This window comes from Streptomyces tricolor (assembly GCF_002155905.1).
Taxonomy (GTDB): Bacteria; Actinomycetota; Actinomycetes; order Streptomycetales; family Streptomycetaceae; genus Streptomyces; species Streptomyces tricolor.
This window is the reverse complement of sequence record NZ_MUMF01000511.1, coordinates 1-18933: the sequence shown is the minus strand read 5'-3', so window position 1 is coordinate 18933 and position 18933 is coordinate 1. Positions and strand designations below refer to the sequence as shown.

Genomic DNA, 18933 nt, shown 5'->3' with positions numbered 1-18933 from the left:
GCGGTCTCCTCGGCCGCGGGGGCACCGGCGGGCGCGGACACCCGGCGGGTGGCCCGGCGGCGCGTACGACGCGGAGCGGCCTCCTCCTCGGCGGGAGCCTCCACGGCCTCCTGAACAGCCTCGGGCTCGACGGCCGCGGCGGCGGCGGGGGCCTCGGCCTCGCCGGTCGCGGCCTCGCCGGCCCCGGCGGTCTCCTCGGCCGCGGGCGTACCGGCGGGCGCGGACACCCGGCGGGTGGCACGACGCCGCGTACGACGCGGAGCGGCCTCCTCCTCGGCAGGCGCCTCCACGGCCTCCTGAACAGCCTCGGGCTCGACGGCCGCAGCGGCGGCCGGGGCCTCTTCGGCGGCCTTCGGGGCACCGGCGGGCGCGGACGCCCGGCGGGTGGCACGGCGACGCGGACGCGCGGCCGGAGCGGCCTCCTCGGCGGCGGGCGCCTCCGTCACGGCCTCGGCGGGGGCGGCGGCCTCGGCGGCCGGGACGACCGTCTCGGCGGCCCCGGCGGCCTCGGCGGACGCCGGGGCACCGGCGGGCGCCGACACCCGGCGGGTGGCACGGCGGCGCGGACGCGCGGCCGGAGCGGCCTCAGCGGCAGCAGGCGCCTCGGCAGCGGGCGCCTCGGCGGCCGGCGCCTCCGTCGCGGAAGCCTCGGCCGTCACACCGGCCTCAGCGGCAGCGGTCTCGGCGGACGCGGCGGTCGGCGCGGAGACGCTGCGCGTGGCCCGGCGGCGGACGCGGCGCGGCGCGGCCTCCTCGCCGACGACGACCGCGCCGGCCTCGGGAACGGCGGCCTGCTCCGGCTCGCCGGCCGCGGCCGGTACGACGGTCTCGGCGGCCTCGGCGGACGCCGGGGCACCGGCGGGCGCCGACACACGGCGGGTGGCACGGCGGCGCGGACGCGCGGCCGGAGCGGCCTCAGCGGCAGCAGGCGTTTCGGCCTGGGCCTGGAAGACCTCGGCGGCCTCAGCCGCCTCGGGGACCTCGGTGTCCTCGGTCACCTCGACGACCTCGTCGGCCTCAGCGGCCGGTATGGCCGGCACGGTGACCTCGACGGGCGCCTCGGCGGCCGCGGCGGGCGGGCCCGCGGGGCGAGAGGCGGCACGGCGACGCCTGCGCGGCGGCAGGGTGTCGCTCGGGGTGTTCAGTTCGGAACCCTCTTGGGGTTCGGTCGGCTCGAGCATGCGGGCGTTTCTCCCGTCAGGCTCCCGGGCGCCGCGCCTGGTCCGGCGCCGGTCTCAGGGGACCGTCCGCCGTTGACGTCCGCGGCCCGCGCGATGCGCGGTGACCGCCGTCCGGGGCGCGGGCGCCGCACGGGAGCACTCTGTGTCCTGTCTCGCCGGTTCCGTACGCCTTGTCGGTACGGCCTGGCGAAAGTCTTCTGGTCGGTGCGCTGCCCGACCCAGGTGGCTCCCGAGTACAAGGGCGGCGCTACGACGTCCGTCCCTACGCGGGACCGTCCGGCGCCGTCGCGGCGGCGGCCGGTGCGGCCGTCAGGGCCCCGGCAGCCTCGCGGTCGGGCGCGAGCGGGTCGGTCACCGTGCCGGTCTCTTCATCGAACAGCCCCTGCGCCAGCCTGGTCACCGCTGCGGGGACCGGCGGCGCCAGGTCGGCCACGGCGCGGAGACCGGACAGGACGTCGTCGGGTCGTACGGCAGGCGTCACGTGCCGAACAACCAGCCGCAGTATCGCACAGGGCTGGTCGGTCGGCCTATCAGCCGGCGAACCGTGCGTCTCCAGACTCACCACGGCCGGGCGGGCGTCGAAGGTGCGGACGCCGTTCTTGGTCATGCGCTGCACCTCGACGGCGTCGGCCTCGGTGAAGGCCTCGACCGCGCGCTCGGCGTCGGCCGGGTCGACGCCGTCCAGCCGCAGCTCCCAGACGGAGGCCGTCAGCCGGTCGGCGAGACCCGAGGTCCGCGCCTCGACCGCCTCGACGATGTCGAGCCCGGCGGGCAGCGACTCGTCGAGGAGGACACGCAGGATCTCGGGGTCGCGCGGTTCGGTGAGCGCGATCTCCAGGTACTCCGCTTCACTGCCCGTGCCGGTGGGTGCGGCATTGGCGTACGACACCTTCGGGTGCGGCGTGAACCCGGCCGAGTACGCCATGGGCACCTCGGCGCGGCGCAGCGCCCGCTCGAAGGCGCGCTGGAAGTCTCGGTGGCTGGTGAACCTCAGGCGGCCGCGCTTGGTGTAACGCAGTCGGATGCGCTGCACCGCGGGTGCGGGCGGCGGGCCTTCGGGCTGTCGCTTGCCCAGTGTCGTTCAGTCCTTCGTGAGAGCGGTCGTACTCCTACCAAGAGTACGTGTGTCGCGGCCCGTGGGTTCCCGCCGGTCCACCGGCACCGGCTGCCGGGGCTCGCCGAACAGCATGCGCCGGACGTCCGCGCGGGTCTGCCGCACCGTGGCGCGGGCCGAGGCCAGCGCCTCGCGCGTGGCCCGGCCCACCGCGCGCATCCCGGTGGCGACGGGCCGTACGACGGCGTCCCGTACGACGTGTCCGACCGGCGTGAGGACGGTCCGGTACACCCAGCGCACCGGCTCCACGAAGATCCACCGGAAGAGGGTCCCGAGGGCCCGTCCGACGGCCAGGGAGATCCGCCCGGCGACCCGCCAGGCGTGCCCCAGGGCCTCGCCCACCTCGCGCGCGAGCAGCGCGAGGAACCGGCCGACGGGCGCGAGGACCCAGCGCCACAGCGCCAGGACGGGCAGGACGAACAGGACGCGGGCGGTCCAGTAGAGGGCCAGGCCGATGCCCCGTACGCACCAGGCGACGGCCCGGCCGACGGGCGCGAGGATCCAGGTGTACAGCCACCGCGCGGGGACGACGACCAGGTACCGCACCAGCCAGGCGACGGCCGTGTACACCCCGATGCCGACGGCGGCCAGCACCGCGCCGATGCCCTTCAGCAGCCGGAGCAACGCGTGCCCGACCGGGGTGAGCACGCGCGCGTACACCCACGCGAGGCCGGCGCCCACTGCGCGCGCCAGCCAGGCGAGGGCGTGCCCGAGGGGGGTGAGGAGGTACCGGTAGCACCACACGGCCGGTACGACGACGAGGACGTTGCCGAGCCAGGCCAGCGCCTTGCCGAGGGGGACCAGGACGTACCGCCACAGCCCCACGAACGGCCACACGAACACGGCCCTGCCGATCCAGAGCAGGGCCCGTCCGACCGGCCGGAGGACGGTGTCCCGCAGAAACCTCCCGGTGACGACGAGCGCGTCCCAGACCATCCGCACCGGCACGACGAGCACCAGGACGACGATCCGCACCGGGAGGCGGACGGCGACGACGAGGCAGCCCTCGGGCCGGGGCGGCGGAGGCGGAGGTTTTTGCAGGTCCATACCGTCGTAGACGCACGGACCGCCGGTTCGGATCCGGCCGGCTCAGCCGGGGCCGCGATGTCACGCGCGTCCCCGCGCTTGGCGCGCCTTGTACGACTCCGGATAGCGCTCGGTGAACTTCACGGCCGCGACCAGCAGCGCGACGGGGACGACCCAGTTGAACCAGTCGTCCTGGGCCGGGTAGCGGACGGCCAGCCAGGTGGAGAGCGTCATCAGCGCGAAGGCCGCTCCCCACAGGGCCGTCAGGACCCGGTTGATGTGCGTGAACACGGGCGAGTCCCACACCTCACGGGGCGTCGACTCCCGGGCGTACTGCGCGGTGAACGGGTCGGCGCACAGCGATCCGAGCGCCACGGCGGCCACCAGCCCGTTGGAGAGGACCTGGGCGTACGTCTCCAGCCAGATGAGCTGCCCGCGGTCCAGGGCGAGCGCCAGGACGCAGAGCACGGCGAAGAAGACGATGCCGGTCATGTCGAGGATGCGGAGCCTGCCGCGCAGCATGTCGTGTCCCGACAGGGCGAGCGAGGCGAGCAGGGCGGCGAGCGCCGCGTACTCCCAGGTGCTCGGGCTCGCGACCACGCCGAAGACGATCCAGGGTGCGAACGAGAGGAAGACGCCGCCGGTGCCGACGGGCTTCTTCGCCGGCGCCTTCGCCGCCGCCTGCTGAGCCATGGGATCCCTCCCGTCGGATCACGCGCCCGGCCTCCTCTCCCATCGTGCCGCCGCGAGGCCGCTGGTGCCGTCCGGAGTGCCGGGGCCGGGGCCGCCCGAGCCCCCGGGCCGGCCGGCCGGGCCCCGCCCGGCGGCGGCCACGACACGTGCCCGGGCCCGAACGGAGCCACCGGCGCGTGCGTGGAGATCGACGCCGGCCAGGACAGCGACACCTGCGAACTGCGCGCCGCGCCGGCCGGGTCCCCTCCATGCGGCCGTCGGGGACGGGGCACATCCGGGCCGCCGCTGCCTCGAATCCGTACTGCCGCTACCGCTTCGGCTCGACGGGCCGGAAGTAGTGGTCCAGTGCCCAGGCGGCCACCCGGGTCCCGGCCCGGCGACCGGCCACGTCCGCCGTGCGGGAGTGGACACCGCCCCAGACACGGGCGTCGACGACGTCCCGGTTGAGGGCGTCGGCGGATCCGTAGTACCGCGTGGTGCCGGTGACCTCGGAGGGGACGTACAGGTCGATGCGCGAGGTGCCGAGGACGCCGGTCAGGGCGCGGGCCACGGCGGCGGCGACGGCCGTATGGCCGGCGATGTGGTCCGGGTGCGGCGGGGTGGGGAGCAGCGGCTCCCACGCCGGGTCCGCCGTCGTCGCGGGGTTGCCGTCGGTGTCGGCGAGGCGGATGGCGGTGATCGGCCGCCAGGAGGCGTAGTGGAGCTTGGCGTCCCAGGCGGTGACGACGGCGTCGGCCGCCGGCGCGTTCACCGCGGCGAACAGCCGGGCCGTCTCGGCGATGCCGAGCCGGTGCCGGGCGGCGTGGTCCCGCAGCGCCGACTGCACCTGTTCGACCAGGTTGCCGCTGAAGAACAGGGCGGTCTCGGTCTGCCGCGCGCTCCGGCCCGAGCCGGTCCTGCGGCCCATGACCTTCAGCTCCTGGACGTCGTCGGCGTACGCGGCCGAGGAGAGGGCGGGTGGTCCGCCGGGGCGGAACTGCCGCGGGGAGCGGAGCAGGAGGGGGCGGAGCCTGGCGAGCCAGGTGTCGATGAAGGGCTGGAACGCGGGCGGGGTGGGCCGCCAGACTCCCGGTGCCGGGGAAGCGGTGAACGGAACGTCCGCGAATCTGCCGTCCCCCTCCCGGAGTTCGACGATGCGGGCGGCGGCGCGCTCTCCGTAGTCGACGCCCCGGTCTCTGGCCCGACCGGCCGGAAGAGCGGCGAGCGTGTCCGCGTAGGCGGTGTCGAGCCGCTCCTTGAAGGCGGGGAAGTAGGTGCGCAGCACATCGTGCGCCGCGGTGGCGGCGGCTGCGGCGGAGGACGCCTTGGCCGGACCGCGCCTACGCCACTCGTACAGCTCGTAGCCGCCTTCGATCCCCACCACGGCGTTGTACACGGCGACGGAGACGAACCCCTCCCAGATCGCCACCTGGCCGGAGGGGCGTGGCCCCAGGCTGGTCTTGATGGTGTCGATGGCGATGGCGTTCCACTGGCGGACCACGGCCGCCGGGTCCGCCGGGGTCCGGGGGGCCGTGGTGGGGGGATGTGTCGCGGCGGTGAGCGTCACGAGGGCGGTGGCCGCGACGGCGCAGGCCAGCACCCGGACGCGGGACCGCGGAGGAACGGACGGAGGGGGCTCTTGACGCACTGCGTGCTCCCTGGGGTCGAGTGCCCCAGGCTTAGCAACGCCCCCTTGCACGATCAAGACAACTCGCCGCGAACCGGACAAACCCGGGCTCCCTCGAACACCGTGGAGCCCCCTCCCGAACGGAAGGGGGCTCCACCGGCCGCGGCTCAGTCCGCGCTCACCTCAGTGCGTGTGCCCACTCGCGGCCGGCGCCGGCGCGGCGTTCTTGACCGTCAGGGGCAGCAGCTTCTTGCCGGTCGGGCCGATCTGGATGTGGGTGTCCATCTGGGGGCAGACACCGCAGTCGAAGCACGGGGTCCAGCGGCAGTCCTCGACCTCCGTCTCGTCGAGGGCGTCCTGCCAGTCCTCCCAGAGCCAGTCCTTGTCCAGGCCGGAGTCGAGGTGGTCCCAGGGCAGGACCTCCTCGTAGGTGCGCTCGCGGGTGGTGTACCAGTCGACGTCCACGCCGTAGGGGGCGAGGGCCTTGTCCGCGCAGGCCATCCAGCGGTCGTACGAGAAGTGCTCGCGCCAGCCGTCGAACCGGCCGCCGTCGTCGTACACGGCACGGATGACCGCGCCGACGCGGCGGTCACCGCGGGAGAGCAGGCCCTCCACGATGCCGGGCTTGCCGTCGTGGTAGCGGAAGCCGATGGAGCGGCCGTACTTCTTGTCGCCGCGGATCTTGTCGCGGAGCTTCGCCAGGCGGGCGTCCGTCTCCTCCGCCGACAGCTGGGGCGCCCACTGGAAGGGGGTGTGGGGCTTGGGGACGAAACCGCCGATCGAGACCGTGCAGCGGATGTCGTTCGAGCCGGAGACCTCGCGGCCCTTCTGGATGACATGCGTCGCCATGTCGGCGATCTGGAGGACGTCCTCGTCCGTCTCCGTCGGCAGACCGCACATGAAGTACAGCTTCACCTGGCGCCAGCCGTTGCCGTACGCCGTGGCGACCGTGCGGATCAGGTCCTCCTCCGAGACCATCTTGTTGATGACCTTGCGCATGCGCTCGGAGCCGCCCTCGGGGGCGAAGGTCAGGCCGGACCGGCGGCCGTTCCTGGTCAGCTCGTTCGCCAGGTCGACGTTGAAGGCGTCGACGCGGGTGGACGGGAGGGAGAGGCCGATCTTGTCGTCCTCGTAGCGGTCCGCCAGGCCCTTGGCGATGTCGCCGATCTCCGAGTGGTCCGCGGAGGACAGGGAGAGCAGACCGACCTCCTCGAAGCCGGTCGCCTTCAGGCCCTTGTCGACCATCTCGCCGATGCCGGTGATCGAGCGCTCACGGACCGGGCGGGTGATCATGCCCGCCTGGCAGAAGCGGCAGCCGCGGGTGCAGCCGCGGAAGATCTCCACCGACATGCGCTCGTGGACCGTCTCGGCCAGGGGGACGAGCGGCTGCTTCGGGTACGGCCATTCGTCCAGGTCCATGACCGTGTGCTTGGACACCCGCCACGGCACGCCCGACCTGTTGGGGACGACACGGGCGATACGGCCGTCGGGGAGGTACTCGACGTCGTAGAACGCCGGGACGTACACCCCGCCGGTCTTCGCCAGCCGGAACAGGACCTCCTCGCGGCCGCCGGGGCGGCCCTCGGCCTTCCACTCGCGGATGATCCGGGTCATGTCGAGCACGGCCTGCTCGCCGTCGCCGATGACCGCCGCGTCGATGAAGTCGGCGATCGGCTCCGGGTTGAAGGCAGCGTGGCCGCCGGCCAGGACGATCGGGTCGTCCTCGGTGCGGTCCTTGGACTCCAGCGGGATACCGGCGAGGTCCAGGGCGGTGAGCATGTTCGTGTAGCCCAGCTCGGTGGAGAAGCTGAGGCCGAGCACGTCGAAGGCCTTGACCGGGCGGTGGCTGTCGACCGTGAACTGCGGGACGCCGTGCTCCCGCATCAGCGCCTCCAGGTCCGGCCACACGCTGTAGGTGCGCTCGGCGAGGACGCCCTCCTGCTCGTTCAGGACCTCGTAGAGGATCATGACGCCCTGGTTGGGCAGACCGACCTCGTACGCGTCCGGGTACATGAGCGCCCAGCGGACGTCGCACTCGTCCCACGGCTTGACCGTGGAGTTGAGCTCCCCTCCGACGTACTGGATCGGCTTCTGCACGTGCGGGAGCAGAGCTTCGAGCTGCGGGAAAACCGACTCGACAGGCATCTCGCGAACCTTCATGAGCTGACTGGGGGTACCCCCGGCCGGAGGCTGGGGGCGGGTGACCATCAAGCGTAACCCGCCCGGCGGATTCCCCCGAACGCTCAGCCCGCCGCCCCGGAGCCGATCTCCTTCCAGCGCGCTGCCAGCTCCGCCTCCGTCGCCGCCGCCCGGGCCTCCTCCCTGCCGTAGAGCAGGCCGTGGGTGAAGGTGCTCTCACCGGCCGCGTGGGCCACCGCGGCCAGCTCGCGCAGGGTGCGGCGGGCCATGACGCTGTCCTGGTGGTCGCCGAGGAGGGTGGTCAGGGACTTCATGGACCTGGTGAGGGAGCGGGCGGGGCCGCCGAGGGCCTCGGTGGCGGCCTCGGCGGCGTAACGGGTGCGCTTGGCCTTCTTGCGGGCCGCGTGCAGGGCGAGGTCGCGCTCCTCGCCCTGCGGCAGCCGCAGCGCCTGCTCGACCGCGTCCGTGAGTTTCCTCTCGGCCTTGCGTACGGCCTTGGCGAGCGCCTTCCGCGGCTTCCGGCCGGCCGCCGTGCGCAGCGGCGGGTCGGCGAGCAGGGCGTCCAGGGTGTCCAGCAGGGTCAGATAGCGGCGGGAGTCCAGGACGCCGGTCAGGTGGGCGTGGGCGCCGCCGTGCCGGGCCCGGGCCCAGGCGGTGAGCCGGTCGGGGACGGGGCCGGTGACCAGGGCGGGCGGCAGGGACCGGAGAGCGGTGGTCAGGCGGTCGGCCAGCACCTCCTGGTCGCGGTCGATGCCCAGCTCGCCCGCGAGCCACTTCAGCTCGGCGCCGACGGGGTCGGTGACGGCGCGGTCCAGCAGGCCGCGGAAGGTGCGCAGGGTGCTGCGGGCGCGGCGGGTGGCGACCCGCATGCGGTGCACCGCGTCGGGCAGGTCGCGGCGGACGGCGGGGTCCAGCTCCACCAGGACGTCCCGCTGGGCGCGGAGGTAGGCGAGGACGTGGTCCCCTGCGGTCACCGGCGGTCGGGGGCCGGTCCCCGTGCGGCGGCTGCCGCCGGTCAGCTCCAGGGCGCGGGCCAGTTTCGACGGCGAGCCTGCGGGGCGGACGCCGGCCTTGCGCAGCCGTTTCTCCAGCCGGTCGAGGAGGGCCGGGTCGCCGCCGTCGGCCAGTTCCACCTCGATCTCGGTCCACTGGGCGGCCCGGTCCTTCCCGGTGAGCCGCTCGGCGGTCACGGTGTCGAGGCTCGCCTCGGCCAGCAGGGCGCCCCCGGCGTCGACCAGGTGCCGCACATCGCGGGCGGAGCGCAGCCGGACCAGGGGGATCAGCTCGGCGTCCCGGACGCGGGAGCGGACGAGGGCGGCGAGCTCCTCGGGGACGGTGTCGGAGAGCGGGGCCCGGATCTCGTCGCGGACCCCGGGGGCGACCGGGAACTTCAGGTGCCAGCCGGCGTCCGGGCCGCCGGTGCGGCGGCGCAGCGTGAGCGAGGCCGCGGTCAGGCGTTCGTCGGCGGTGTCGTAGTAGGTGGCGTCCAGGGCGACCAGGCCCTTGTCGAGCACGGCCGCCACCGGGCCGACGCCGGTCAGGTCGGGCAGCCCGCCGTCGTCGGATTCGTACTTGCGCTCGATCTCGCGTTTCGCGTCCGCCATGCACCGAATCTAGTGCTCCGGGCACCGGTACGGCAGGGGGCGCAGACCCGCGGCGCGGCCGGCGGACGCCCGCCGCCGGCCGCGCCGGAACCGTGCCGGGCCGCCGGCGGGCCTACGCCGACATCGGGCGCTGCACCTTGATCGACTGGAGCAGACCGACCGCGACCCACACCGCGAACATCGACGAGCCGCCGTACGACACGAACGGCAGCGGCAGGCCCGTGACCGGCATGATGCCGAGGGTCATGCCGATGTTCTCGAAGGACTGGAACGCGAACCAGGCGACGATGCCGGCGGCGACGGTCGTCCCGTACAGCTCCGTCGAGTCACGCGCTATCCGGCAGGCCCGCCACAGCACGACACCGAGCAGGAAGATGATGAAGCCCGCGCCGAGGAAGCCCAGCTCCTCCCCCGCGACCGTGAACACGAAGTCCGTCTGCTGCTCGGGCACGAACTGGCCGGTGGTCTGCGAGCCGTGGAAGAGCCCGGCGCCGGTGAGCCCGCCGGAGCCGATGGCGATGCGGGCCTGGTTGGTGTTGTAGCCGACGCCGGCGGGGTCCAGCTCCGGGTTGGCGAAGGCCGCGAACCGGTTGATCTGGTACTCGTCCAGGATGTGCAGCTGCCAGATCGTGATGCAGCCGATCACACCGGCGGTGAGCAGGCCGAAGACCCAGCGGTTGGAGGCGCCGGAGGCGAGCAGCACGCCGAGGATGATCGCGACCATGGCCAGCACCGAGCCGAGGTCGGGCATGAGCAGCAGGATCAGGATCGGTACGGCGGCCAGGCACAGCGACTGGAACACCGTCCGGTGGTCGGGGTACGGCTTGTCGCCCGCGTCCACCCGCGCGGCCAGCAGCATGGCCATGCCCAGGATGATCGTGACCTTGAGGAACTCGGCGGGCTGGAGCGAGAAGCCGCCGATGACCAGCCAGTTGCGCTGGCCGTTGATCGTCGCGCCGAGCGGGGTGAGGACCACCAGGGCGAGGAGCACCGACACGCCGTACAGGATCGGCACGGCGTTGCGCAGGGCGCGGTGGCCCAGCCAGATCGTGCCGATCATCAGGGCGATCCCGATGCCGAGGTTCATCAGGTGCCGGACCAGGAAGAAGTACGGGTCGCCCTGGTTCAGCTCGGTGCGGTTGCGGGTCGCCGAGTACACCAGCAGGGAGCCCAGCAGGGACAGGGCGGTGGCCGCGAACAGGATCGGCCAGTCCAGCCTGCGGGTGAGCGAGTCGCGGGCGAAGATCCTGGTCCAGCCGGCCCGCTCGGGGCCGTACCCGGAGACGGAGAAGCTGTTCGCGCCGGTCATGAGGGCATCCTCCGGCTTCCCCTCTTGCGAGGCCGCCTGCGAGTGTCGCGGTTGCCCGTGTTGGGCGAGGGCGTGGTACCCGCGGGCTGCTGGCCGTCTCCGTTGGTGGGGTTGTTCTTCTGGGCGGCCTCGGCGTCCTTCGCCGGGTCGCCGGTGACCTTGGGGGCGGCGATGGTGCCGTCCGTGCGGACCTTGGGCAGGCCCTTCTGCGGCTCGGGCAGCAGCGCCTTCTTCTGGTCGACGGAACCGTCGGCCTGGACGCCGTAGAGCGCGCTGTAGATGTTGCGCACGGCCTCACCGGAGGCGCCGGAACCCGTACCGGCCTGGGCGATCGTCATGATCACCGTGTAGTCCTCGGAGTAGGTGGCCAGCCAGGACGTGGTCTGCTTGCCGTAGACCTCGGCGGTACCGGTCTTGCCGTGCAGCGGGATCTTGTCCTGCGGCCAGCCGCTGAACTTCCAGGCGGCCGTTCCGCGGGTCATGACGCCCGCGAAGGCGTCGTTCATGCCCTTGAGGGTGGCCTGGCTGACCGGCAGCCTGCCGCGCTTCTTCGGCTTGATCTCCCGCACGGTCTTGCCGTCCGCGCTGATGATCGCCTTGCCGATGGTCGGCTGGTACATCGTGCCGCCGTTGGCGACGGCGCCGTAGATCACCGCCTCCTGGATCGGCGTGACGAGGGTGTCGCCCTGGCCGATGGAGTAGTTGATCGAGTCGCCCTCGCGCAGCTTGTTGCCTTCGAGGCAGTTCTCGTAGGCGATCTTCTCGACGTAGGAGCCGTCCTTCTTGCCGGTCTTGCACCAGGCGTCCTTGTTGGCCTTCCAGTACGCCTGCTTCCACTCGCGGTCGGGGACGCGGCCGGTGACCTCGTTGGGCAGGTCGATGCCGGTCTCCTTGCCGAGGCCGAACTGGTGGGCGGCCTTGTAGAAGTAGTCCTTCGGCTGGCCCTTCTTGGGGTTGAGGCCGCCGTCGCGCTTCCACTCCTTGTCGGCCAGGTAGTAGAAGACGGTGTCGCAGGAGACCTCCAGGGCGCGGCCCAGCGGGATCGGGCCGAAGCTCTCGCCCTCGAAGTTCTTGAAGACCTGGCCGCCGACCGAGTAGGAGCTGGTGCAGGGGTAGCGGCCGTTGAAGTCGTAGCCGGCCTCGACCGCGGCGGCCGTGGAGATCACCTTGAAGGTCGAACCGGGTGCGGCCTGGCCCTGTATGGCCCTGTTGAGCAGGGGGTATTCGGAGTCCTTGCCGGTGAGGGCCTTGTAGTCCTTGGCGGAGATGCCACCCACCCAGACGTTCGGGTCGTACGTCGGTGCCGAGGCCATGGCGACGATCCGGCCGGTCTTGGCCTCCATGACGACGACGGCGCCGGAGTCGGCCTTGTAGTTGGTGCCGGTGATCTTGTCGAACTGCTGGCGGGCGACCTTCATCGCCTTGTCCAGTTCGTACTCGGCGACCCGCTGGACCCGGGAGTCGATGCTGGTGACCAGGTTCGAGCCCGGCTCGGCCGCGTCCGACTCGGCCTTGCCGATGACCCGGCCGAGGTTGTCCACCTCGTAGCGGGTGACGCCGGCCTTGCCGCGCAGCACCTTGTCGTAGGTCCGTTCCAGGCCGGAGCGGCCGACCATGTCGGAGCGCAGGTAGGGCGAGTCGGTGTCCTTGGCCTTCTGGATCTCGGCGTCGGTGACGGGCGAGAGGTAGCCGAGCACCTGGGCGGTGTTGGACTTGGCGGGGCCCGGGTAGCGGCGGACGGCCTCGGGCTCGGCGGTGATGCCGGGGAAGTCCTCGGAGCGCTCGCGGATCTGCAGGGCCTGCTTGGCCGTGGCCTCGTCGGTGATGGGGATCGGCTGGTACGGCGAGCCGTTCCAGCAGGGCTGGGGGGTCTTGGCGTCGCACAGCCGGACCTTCTGCATGACCTCCTTGGGGCTCATGCCGAGGACGCCGGCCAGCTTGGTCAGGACGGCCTTGCCGTCGTCCTTCTGCTTCAGCAGGTCGGTGCGGGAGGCGGAGACCACCAGGCGGGTCTCGTTGTCCGCGAGGGGCACACCGCGGGCGTCCAGGATGTCACCGCGCACGGCCGGGTCGACGACCTGCTGGACGTGGTTGCCGGACGCCTCCTTCTGGTACTCGGCGCCCTCACGGATCTGCAGGTACCACAACCGGCCGCCGAGCGTGCCGAGAAGGGAGAGCACCAGGATCTGGATCACGACGAGCCGGGTCTGGACGCGTGGGGTCCGACCGGTCTCGGGGATGTTGGTCACTGCGGCTGTCTCCCCCTCTCAGTGTGTGAATGTGCCGGACGCGGAAGCGCGTACGAATGATGAACGACCAGCCTGTGAACCCGCGTTCCAGGAAAGCTGACCCGTTCGGGTGAACTCAGCAGGGTGGAACTCGCCGCCGCTCACAGCCGCTTGACCCCCTTGATCCGGCCGACCTTGGCGGAGCGGGTGCGGGCCTTCGCCTTCAGCGCGCCGAGGCCGCCGCGCTGGCTGCCGATGCGCAGCCCGGTGCCGGAGGAGAGCCAGCCGGAGGAGATGTCGCCGGCCTTGGCCGCGGGCCCGGTCTCGGTGAGCGGGTCGTTGTCGGCGCGGCGGGCCAGCCACATCACGCCGGGCACCACGAACGGGGCGAGCAGCAGGTCGTACAGGGCGGCCGAGAACAGCAGCCCCGGCAGGCCGACATGGCGGGCGGCGGTGTCGCCGACCAGGGCGCCCACCCCGGCGTAGAGCAGGGTGGAGCCGAGGGCGGCGGCGACCACGACGGCCATCGGGCCGCTCGCCGACTTCAGCCGGCCGCTCTCCGGCTTGATGAGCCCGGCGCAGTAGCCGATGACGCACAGCACGAGCGCGTACCGGCCGGCCGCGTGGTCGGCGGGCGGGGCCAGGTCGGCGAGCAGGCCGGCGCCGAAGCCGACGAGGGAGCCGCCGACATGGCCGTACACCATCGCCAGGCCGAGGACGGTGAGCAGCAGCAGGTCGGGGACGGCGCCCGGCAGGTGCAGCCGGGCGAGGACGCTCACCTGGACCACCAGGGCCACGACGACCAGCGCGGTGGAGAGCAGGATCCTGTTGACACGCATGGGATTCAGCTCCTACTGCTGCTCATCGGTGACGGGGGCGTCGGCCGACGGAGTGACCGTGACGGTCACCGTCGGCGTCGGGACCGGCTTCGGCTTGGCCGGGAGCACGGTGTCCCGCGGATCCTTCTGCGGCGCCTGCACGACCACGCCGACGACGTCGAGCTTGGTGAAGCTGACGTACGGGGTGACGTACAGGGTGCGGGTCAGGCCGCCGCCGGAGGGGTCCACGCGGGAGACGACGCCGACCGGGACGCCGGGCACGAACGGCTTGTCGGCCTGTGAGCCGAAGGTGACGAGCCGGTCGCCCTTCTTCACCTCCGCCTTGCCGTTGAGCAGTTCCACGCGCAGCGGACGGTCGCCCTGCCCGGAGGCGAAGCCGAGCTCGTCGCCCGCCTCCATGCGGGTGCCGACGGTGAAGTCGGGGTCGTTCGCCAGCAGCACGGTGGCGGTGCCGGGGCCGACGGTGGTGACCCGGCCGACCAGGCCGTCCCCGTTCAGGACGGTCATGTCCCGCTTGATGCCGTCGTTCGCGCCGGCGTCGATGGTGATGGTCCAGGAGAAGCCCTGGGCCGCGCCGATGGCGATGACCTGGGCGCCCTTGATGCCGTACTGCCCCTCGCCGGCGAGCTTCAGCATCTTGTCGAGCTGCTTGAGGCGGCTGCGGTTGCGGTCGTCGCTGCCGAGCTTGGCCTTGAGGGCCGCGTTCTCCTTCTCCAGCGCGGCGAGCCGGTCGTGCCGGCTGCCGGAGTCACGGATCGCGGAGACGGCGTTGCCGACCGGGTCGACCACGGAGGACAGCCCGTTCTCGACCGGGCCGAACACCGCCGCGGCGGCGTGCCGGGGGCCGTCGACGGGTGAGTTCCTGCCTCCCCGGATGTCCACCGTGATCAGCGCGAACGCGATGGCGACCAACAGGACCAGGAGCAGCCGGCTCTCTTTCGTGTCCCTCACGTGCGGCGGCCGTGCCCTTCCTCAGTAGGAATTCGTCGGGCCCTGGAAAACGCGAATGGTGCGGCGCACAACCAAGAGGCCCATTTGGGGGAGCTTATGCCTCTATATCAACGATCCGCCGCACGAGAGGAGAACGTCTCGTACGGCGGAATCGAAGAGTTACGTCATCTGCGCGGCTGAGCGTCCAGCACCTGCTGCAGCGCCTCGAACTCCTCGACGCACTTCCCGGAGCCGAGCGCGACGCTGTCCAGCGGGTCCTCGGCGATGTGGATCGGCATGCCGGTCTCCCGCCGCAGCCGCTCGTCGAGCCCGCGCAGCAGGGCTCCGCCGCCGGTCAGAACGATTCCTCGGTCCATGATGTCGCCGGACAGCTCCGGCGGGCACTTGTCGAGGGTGGTCTTCACCGCGTCCACGATCGCGTTGACCGGCTCCTCGATGGCCTTGCGGACCTCGGCCGCCGAGATGACGACGGTCTTGGGCAGCCCGGACACCAGGTCCCGGCCGCGCACTTCGGTGTGCTCGTCGGTGTCGAGGTCGTACGCCGAACCGATCGTGATCTTGATCTGTTCCGCCGTCCGCTCACCCAGCAGGAGGCTGTACTCCTTCTTGATGTACTGGATGATCGCGTTGTCCAGTTCGTCACCGGCGACGCGGATGGACTGGGCGGTGACGATGCCGCCGAGCGAGATGACCGCGACCTCCGTGGTGCCGCCGCCGATGTCCACCACCATGTTGCCCGTGGCCTCGTGGACCGGCAGACCGGAGCCGATGGCGGCGGCCATGGGCTCCTCGATGATGTGCACCTGTCGGGCCCCGGCCTGGGAGGACGCCTCGATGACCGCACGGCGCTCGACGCCCGTGATGCCCGAGGGCACACAGACGACGACCCGCGGCCGGGCCAGGTACCGCCGCTTGTGGATCTTCAGGATGAAGTAGCGGAGCATCCGCTCGGTGATCTCGAAGTCGGCGATCACGCCGTCCTTCAGCGGACGGACGGCCACGATGTTGCCCGGCGTCCGGCCGATCATCTTCTTCGCTTCGGCACCGACCGCGAGGATCCCACCCGTATTGGTGTTGATCGCCACGACGGACGGCTCGTTCAGTACGATCCCGCGACCCCTGACGTACACCAGCGTGTTGGCGGTCCCGAGGTCGACAGCCATGTCACGGCCGATGAACGACATTGAGTTCCCCATCCGGATTCATCTGGCCTTCCTGCGCTTTGAGGGCATGTCAGGTCGGCGAGGCGGGTGCTGTGACGTGAAGGCTTCCATCGTAAACGCGCCTGCACGAACACTGCGCGAGGGTCTCCGCCATTGTCACCAGATGGCGTGCCGCCCCGCTTGTGGAGACGGGCGTTCGGGGGCGCTCGTTCCCTCAAATGCCAGGACTATGCCGACGAGGTCCGGGCTCGGTCCCGGACCTCGTCCACGGCTGCCGTCGGGGTTACGCGCGCCCCGGGAAGAAGATCTTCACCTCACGCTCGGCGGACTCCTCGGAGTCGGAGGCGTGGATCAGGTTCTCGCGGACGATCACACCGTAGTCACCGCGGATCGAACCCGGCGCGGCGGCGATCGGGTCGGTCGGACCGGCCAGCGCGCGCACGCCCTCGATGACCCGCTCGCCCTCGACGATCATCGCCACGACCGGACCGGAGGACATGAACTCGACCAGCGGCTCGTAGAACGGCTTGCCCTTGTGCTCGCCGTAGTGCTGCTCCAGCGTGTCCTGGTCCAGGGTGCGCAGCTCCAGCGCGGTGATCTGCCAGCCGGCCTTGCGCTCGATACGGCTGATGATCTCGCCGGTCAGGCCGCGACGGACGGCGTCGGGCTTGAGGAGGACGAGGGTGCGCTGGCTCACGGAGGGCTCCTTACACGACTTACGGGTGTGCGGGTGGGACGAGGTTACAGGGCGTGTCGGAGCCCCTGTTACGCAGCGTCAGCCGTGGAGGAGGAGGACTGCGCCCGGGCCGCGAAACGGGCCTTCGCCTCGTCCACCTTTCGCCCGAAGTGCACCGATGCCCACCACAGCGCGGCGAACACCGCGCCCATGAAGAACATGATCGGGACGAACACACCCGAGGCGATCAGGGCGATCTGCAGGGCCCAGCCGAGGGCCACCCCGCCGGGCCGGGTCACCATGCCGCACAGCAGCACGCACACCAGCATGGCGATACCGCTGACCAGCCACACCGTCGACGTGGACAGGTCCGGGTCCTTCATCGCGACCAGCCCGGCGAAGCCGATGATGAAGAACTCGCCGATCAGGGTCGACGCACAGAGCGTACGCATCGTGGACTCTCAGCCCTTTCCGAGCAGCAGCCGGGCCTCGCCGACCGTGATGACGGAACCGGTCACCAGCACACCGCCGCCGGCGAACTCGCCCTCCTCCTCGGCCAGCGTGATCGCGGCCTCCAGGGCGTCCGGCAGCCGCGGCTCGACCTGCACGCGCTCGTCGCCGAACACCTCGACGGCGATCGCGGCCAGCTCGTCCGCGTCCATGGCACGGTGGCTGGAGTTCTGGGTGACGACGACCTCGGCGAAGATCGGCTCGAAGGCCTCCAGCAGCCCCCGCACGTTCTTGTCACCGCTCGCGCCCACGACCCCGATCAGCCGGCTGAAGTCGAACGCCTCGCGCACCGCCTCGGCGGTGGCCTCGGCACCGGCCGGGTTGTGCGCCGCGTCCAGCACGACCGTCGGGGAGCGGCGTACGACCTCCAGGCGGCCCGGCGAGGAGACGGCCGCGAAGGCCTTGCGGACCGTGTCGATGTCCAGCGGCTCCGCGCGCTGCGCGCCGACGCCGAAGAACGCCTCCACGGCGGCGAGCGCGACGGCCGCGTTGTGCGCTTGGTGGGCGCCGTGCAGCGGGAGGTACACCTCGGCGTACTCGCCGCCGAGGCCGCGCAGCGTGAGCAGCTGCCCGCCGACGGCGACCTGCCGGGCGACGACGCCGAACTCCAGGCCCTCGCGGGCCACGGTCGCGTCCACCTCGACGGCCTTCTTCAGCAGCACCTGCGCCGCGTCCACCGGCTGCTGGGCCAGGATGACGGTCGCGTCCTGCTTGATGATGCCGCTCTTCTCGGCGGCGATCTCCGCGGGCGTCTCGCCGAGCCGGTCGGTGTGGTCGAGATCGATCGGGGTCACCACCGCGACATCGCCGTCGATCACGTTCGTGGCGTCCCAGGAGCCGCCCATGCCGACCTCGACGACGGCGACGTCCACGGGGGCGTCCGCGAAGGCCGCGTACGCCATGCCGGTGAGCACCTCGAAGAAGGACAGCCGGTACTCCTGCTGTCCGTCCACCATCTCCACGTACGGCTTGATGTCCTGGTACGTCTCGATGAACCGCTCGGCGGTGATCGGGGCGCCGTCCAGGCTGATCCGCTCGGTGATCGACTGCACGTGCGGGCTGGTGTAGCGGCCGGTGCGCAGCTCGAAGGCGCCGAGCAGGGCCTCGATCATGCGGGCCGTGGAGGTCTTGCCGTTGGTGCCCGTGATGTGGATCGAGGGGTACGAGCGCTGGGGCTCGCCGAGGACGTCCATCAGCGCGGAGATCCTGCTGACCGAGGGCTCCAGCTTGGTCTCGCCCCAGCGGGTCGCCAGCTCGGCCTCGACCTCGCGCAGGGCCTTGTCGACCTCCGGGTCCTCGGGGCGCGCGGGGATGTCGGCCTGGGGCGGGCCGCCCTGGGTGCGCAGGGTGCGGCTGCCGGCCTCGATCACCGCGAGGTCGGGGTCGCGGGTGGTCTCGGCTTCGATGATCTCGTCGAAGCTGTCGAGGGGGTCGGGGGTGTCGCTGGTGCCGGGGTGGTCGCTCACGAGGCCCAGTCTACGGAGCGGGACTGACAAAGGGCCGGTTCGGGGTGGTTGTCCGCCGTCGCCGGGCGCGGGTCCGTCGTGGCCGCTCGCGCAGTTCCCCGCGCCCCCGAGGTCGGCGAAGGCCCCGGTGCCTGATCGGCTCCGGGGCCTTCGTCGTCGTACGAGCGGTTACGCCTGCGGCAGCTTCTCCAGCTGGGCGGTGATGCGGGCGATGTCCTCCTCCGCCTTGGCGAGGCGGGTGCGGATCTTGTCGACCACGTTCTCCGGGGCCTTGGCCAGGAACGCCTCGTTGCCGAGCTTGGCCGTGGCCTGGCCCTTCTCCTTCTCCGCCGCCGCGAGGTCCTTCGCGAGGCGCTTGCGCTCCGCGGCGACGTCGATCGTGCCGGAGAGGTCGAGGGCCACCTCGGCTCCGGCCACCGGCAGGGTCG

Annotated in this window: 15 protein-coding genes and 1 pseudogene; all 16 read right to left on the bottom strand. The window is 72.1% G+C overall.

Features of this window, described 5'->3' with window-relative positions; translation table 11 throughout:
• Positions 1-1181 (bottom strand): annotated as a pseudogene (locus CCN44_RS32045) (Rne/Rng family ribonuclease); the annotation flags it as partial.
• 262 nt (positions 1182-1443) lie between these two features.
• On the bottom strand, positions 1444-2214 hold the full coding sequence (locus CCN44_RS32040) for a TIGR03936 family radical SAM-associated protein (protein ID WP_086701605.1): 771 nt from the start codon (positions 2212-2214) through the stop codon (positions 1444-1446).
• Between the two features lie 48 nt (positions 2215-2262).
• Positions 2263-3342 (bottom strand): hypothetical protein, encoded by a 1080-nt coding sequence (locus tag CCN44_RS32035; RefSeq protein WP_059249528.1) that lies wholly within the window; start codon positions 3340-3342, stop codon positions 2263-2265.
• A 60-nt stretch (positions 3343-3402) separates the two neighbouring features.
• The gene (locus CCN44_RS32030; RefSeq protein ID WP_086701603.1) at positions 3403-4014 is read right to left on the bottom strand and encodes a hypothetical protein; all 612 of its coding nucleotides are present in this window, start codon (positions 4012-4014) and stop codon (positions 3403-3405) included.
• A gap of 307 nt (positions 4015-4321) precedes the next feature.
• Complete coding sequence (locus CCN44_RS32025; protein WP_223283897.1) at positions 4322-5641, bottom strand: vanadium-dependent haloperoxidase; 1320 nt, start codon at positions 5639-5641, stop codon at positions 4322-4324.
• Positions 5642-5803: 162 nt separating this feature from the next.
• The gene (locus CCN44_RS32020) at positions 5804-7765 is read right to left on the bottom strand and encodes a TIGR03960 family B12-binding radical SAM protein (protein WP_059249531.1); all 1962 of its coding nucleotides are present in this window, start codon (positions 7763-7765) and stop codon (positions 5804-5806) included.
• 98 nt (positions 7766-7863) lie between these two features.
• Complete coding sequence (locus CCN44_RS32015) at positions 7864-9363, bottom strand: CYTH and CHAD domain-containing protein (protein ID WP_086701599.1); 1500 nt, start codon at positions 9361-9363, stop codon at positions 7864-7866.
• Between the two features lie 112 nt (positions 9364-9475).
• Entirely contained in the window at positions 9476-10672 is a 1197-nt protein-coding gene (gene rodA / locus CCN44_RS32010) for a rod shape-determining protein RodA (protein WP_059249533.1), read from the bottom strand.
• Positions 10669-12921: a penicillin-binding protein 2 gene (mrdA, locus tag CCN44_RS32005; protein ID WP_086701597.1), complete on the bottom strand. Its 2253-nt coding sequence runs from the start codon at positions 12919-12921 to the stop codon at positions 10669-10671. The genes rodA and mrdA overlap by 4 nt, the downstream gene beginning before the upstream one ends.
• 140 nt (positions 12922-13061) lie before the next feature.
• The gene (gene mreD / locus CCN44_RS32000; RefSeq protein WP_059249535.1) at positions 13062-13739 is read right to left on the bottom strand and encodes a rod shape-determining protein MreD; all 678 of its coding nucleotides are present in this window, start codon (positions 13737-13739) and stop codon (positions 13062-13064) included.
• A gap of 12 nt (positions 13740-13751) precedes the next feature.
• Complete coding sequence (gene mreC, locus CCN44_RS31995; protein ID WP_059249536.1) at positions 13752-14690, bottom strand: rod shape-determining protein MreC; 939 nt, start codon at positions 14688-14690, stop codon at positions 13752-13754.
• A 164-nt stretch (positions 14691-14854) separates the two neighbouring features.
• Complete coding sequence (locus CCN44_RS31990) at positions 14855-15874, bottom strand: rod shape-determining protein (protein WP_014672705.1); 1020 nt, start codon at positions 15872-15874, stop codon at positions 14855-14857.
• 262 nt (positions 15875-16136) lie between these two features.
• A complete protein-coding gene (gene ndk, locus CCN44_RS31985) occupies positions 16137-16550 on the bottom strand; it encodes a nucleoside-diphosphate kinase (protein ID WP_059249537.1) in 414 nt (137 codons plus the stop codon).
• Positions 16551-16618: 68 nt separating this feature from the next.
• The gene (locus tag CCN44_RS31980) at positions 16619-16981 is read right to left on the bottom strand and encodes a DUF4233 domain-containing protein (protein ID WP_059249538.1); all 363 of its coding nucleotides are present in this window, start codon (positions 16979-16981) and stop codon (positions 16619-16621) included.
• 9 nt (positions 16982-16990) lie between these two features.
• Positions 16991-18505 (bottom strand): bifunctional tetrahydrofolate synthase/dihydrofolate synthase, encoded by a 1515-nt coding sequence (folC, locus tag CCN44_RS31975; RefSeq protein ID WP_059249539.1) that lies wholly within the window; start codon positions 18503-18505, stop codon positions 16991-16993.
• Positions 18506-18673: 168 nt separating this feature from the next.
• Positions 18674-18933, bottom strand: a 260-nt coding sequence (locus tag CCN44_RS31970) for a hypothetical protein (protein WP_143650083.1), incomplete at its 5' end; no start/stop codon positions are given.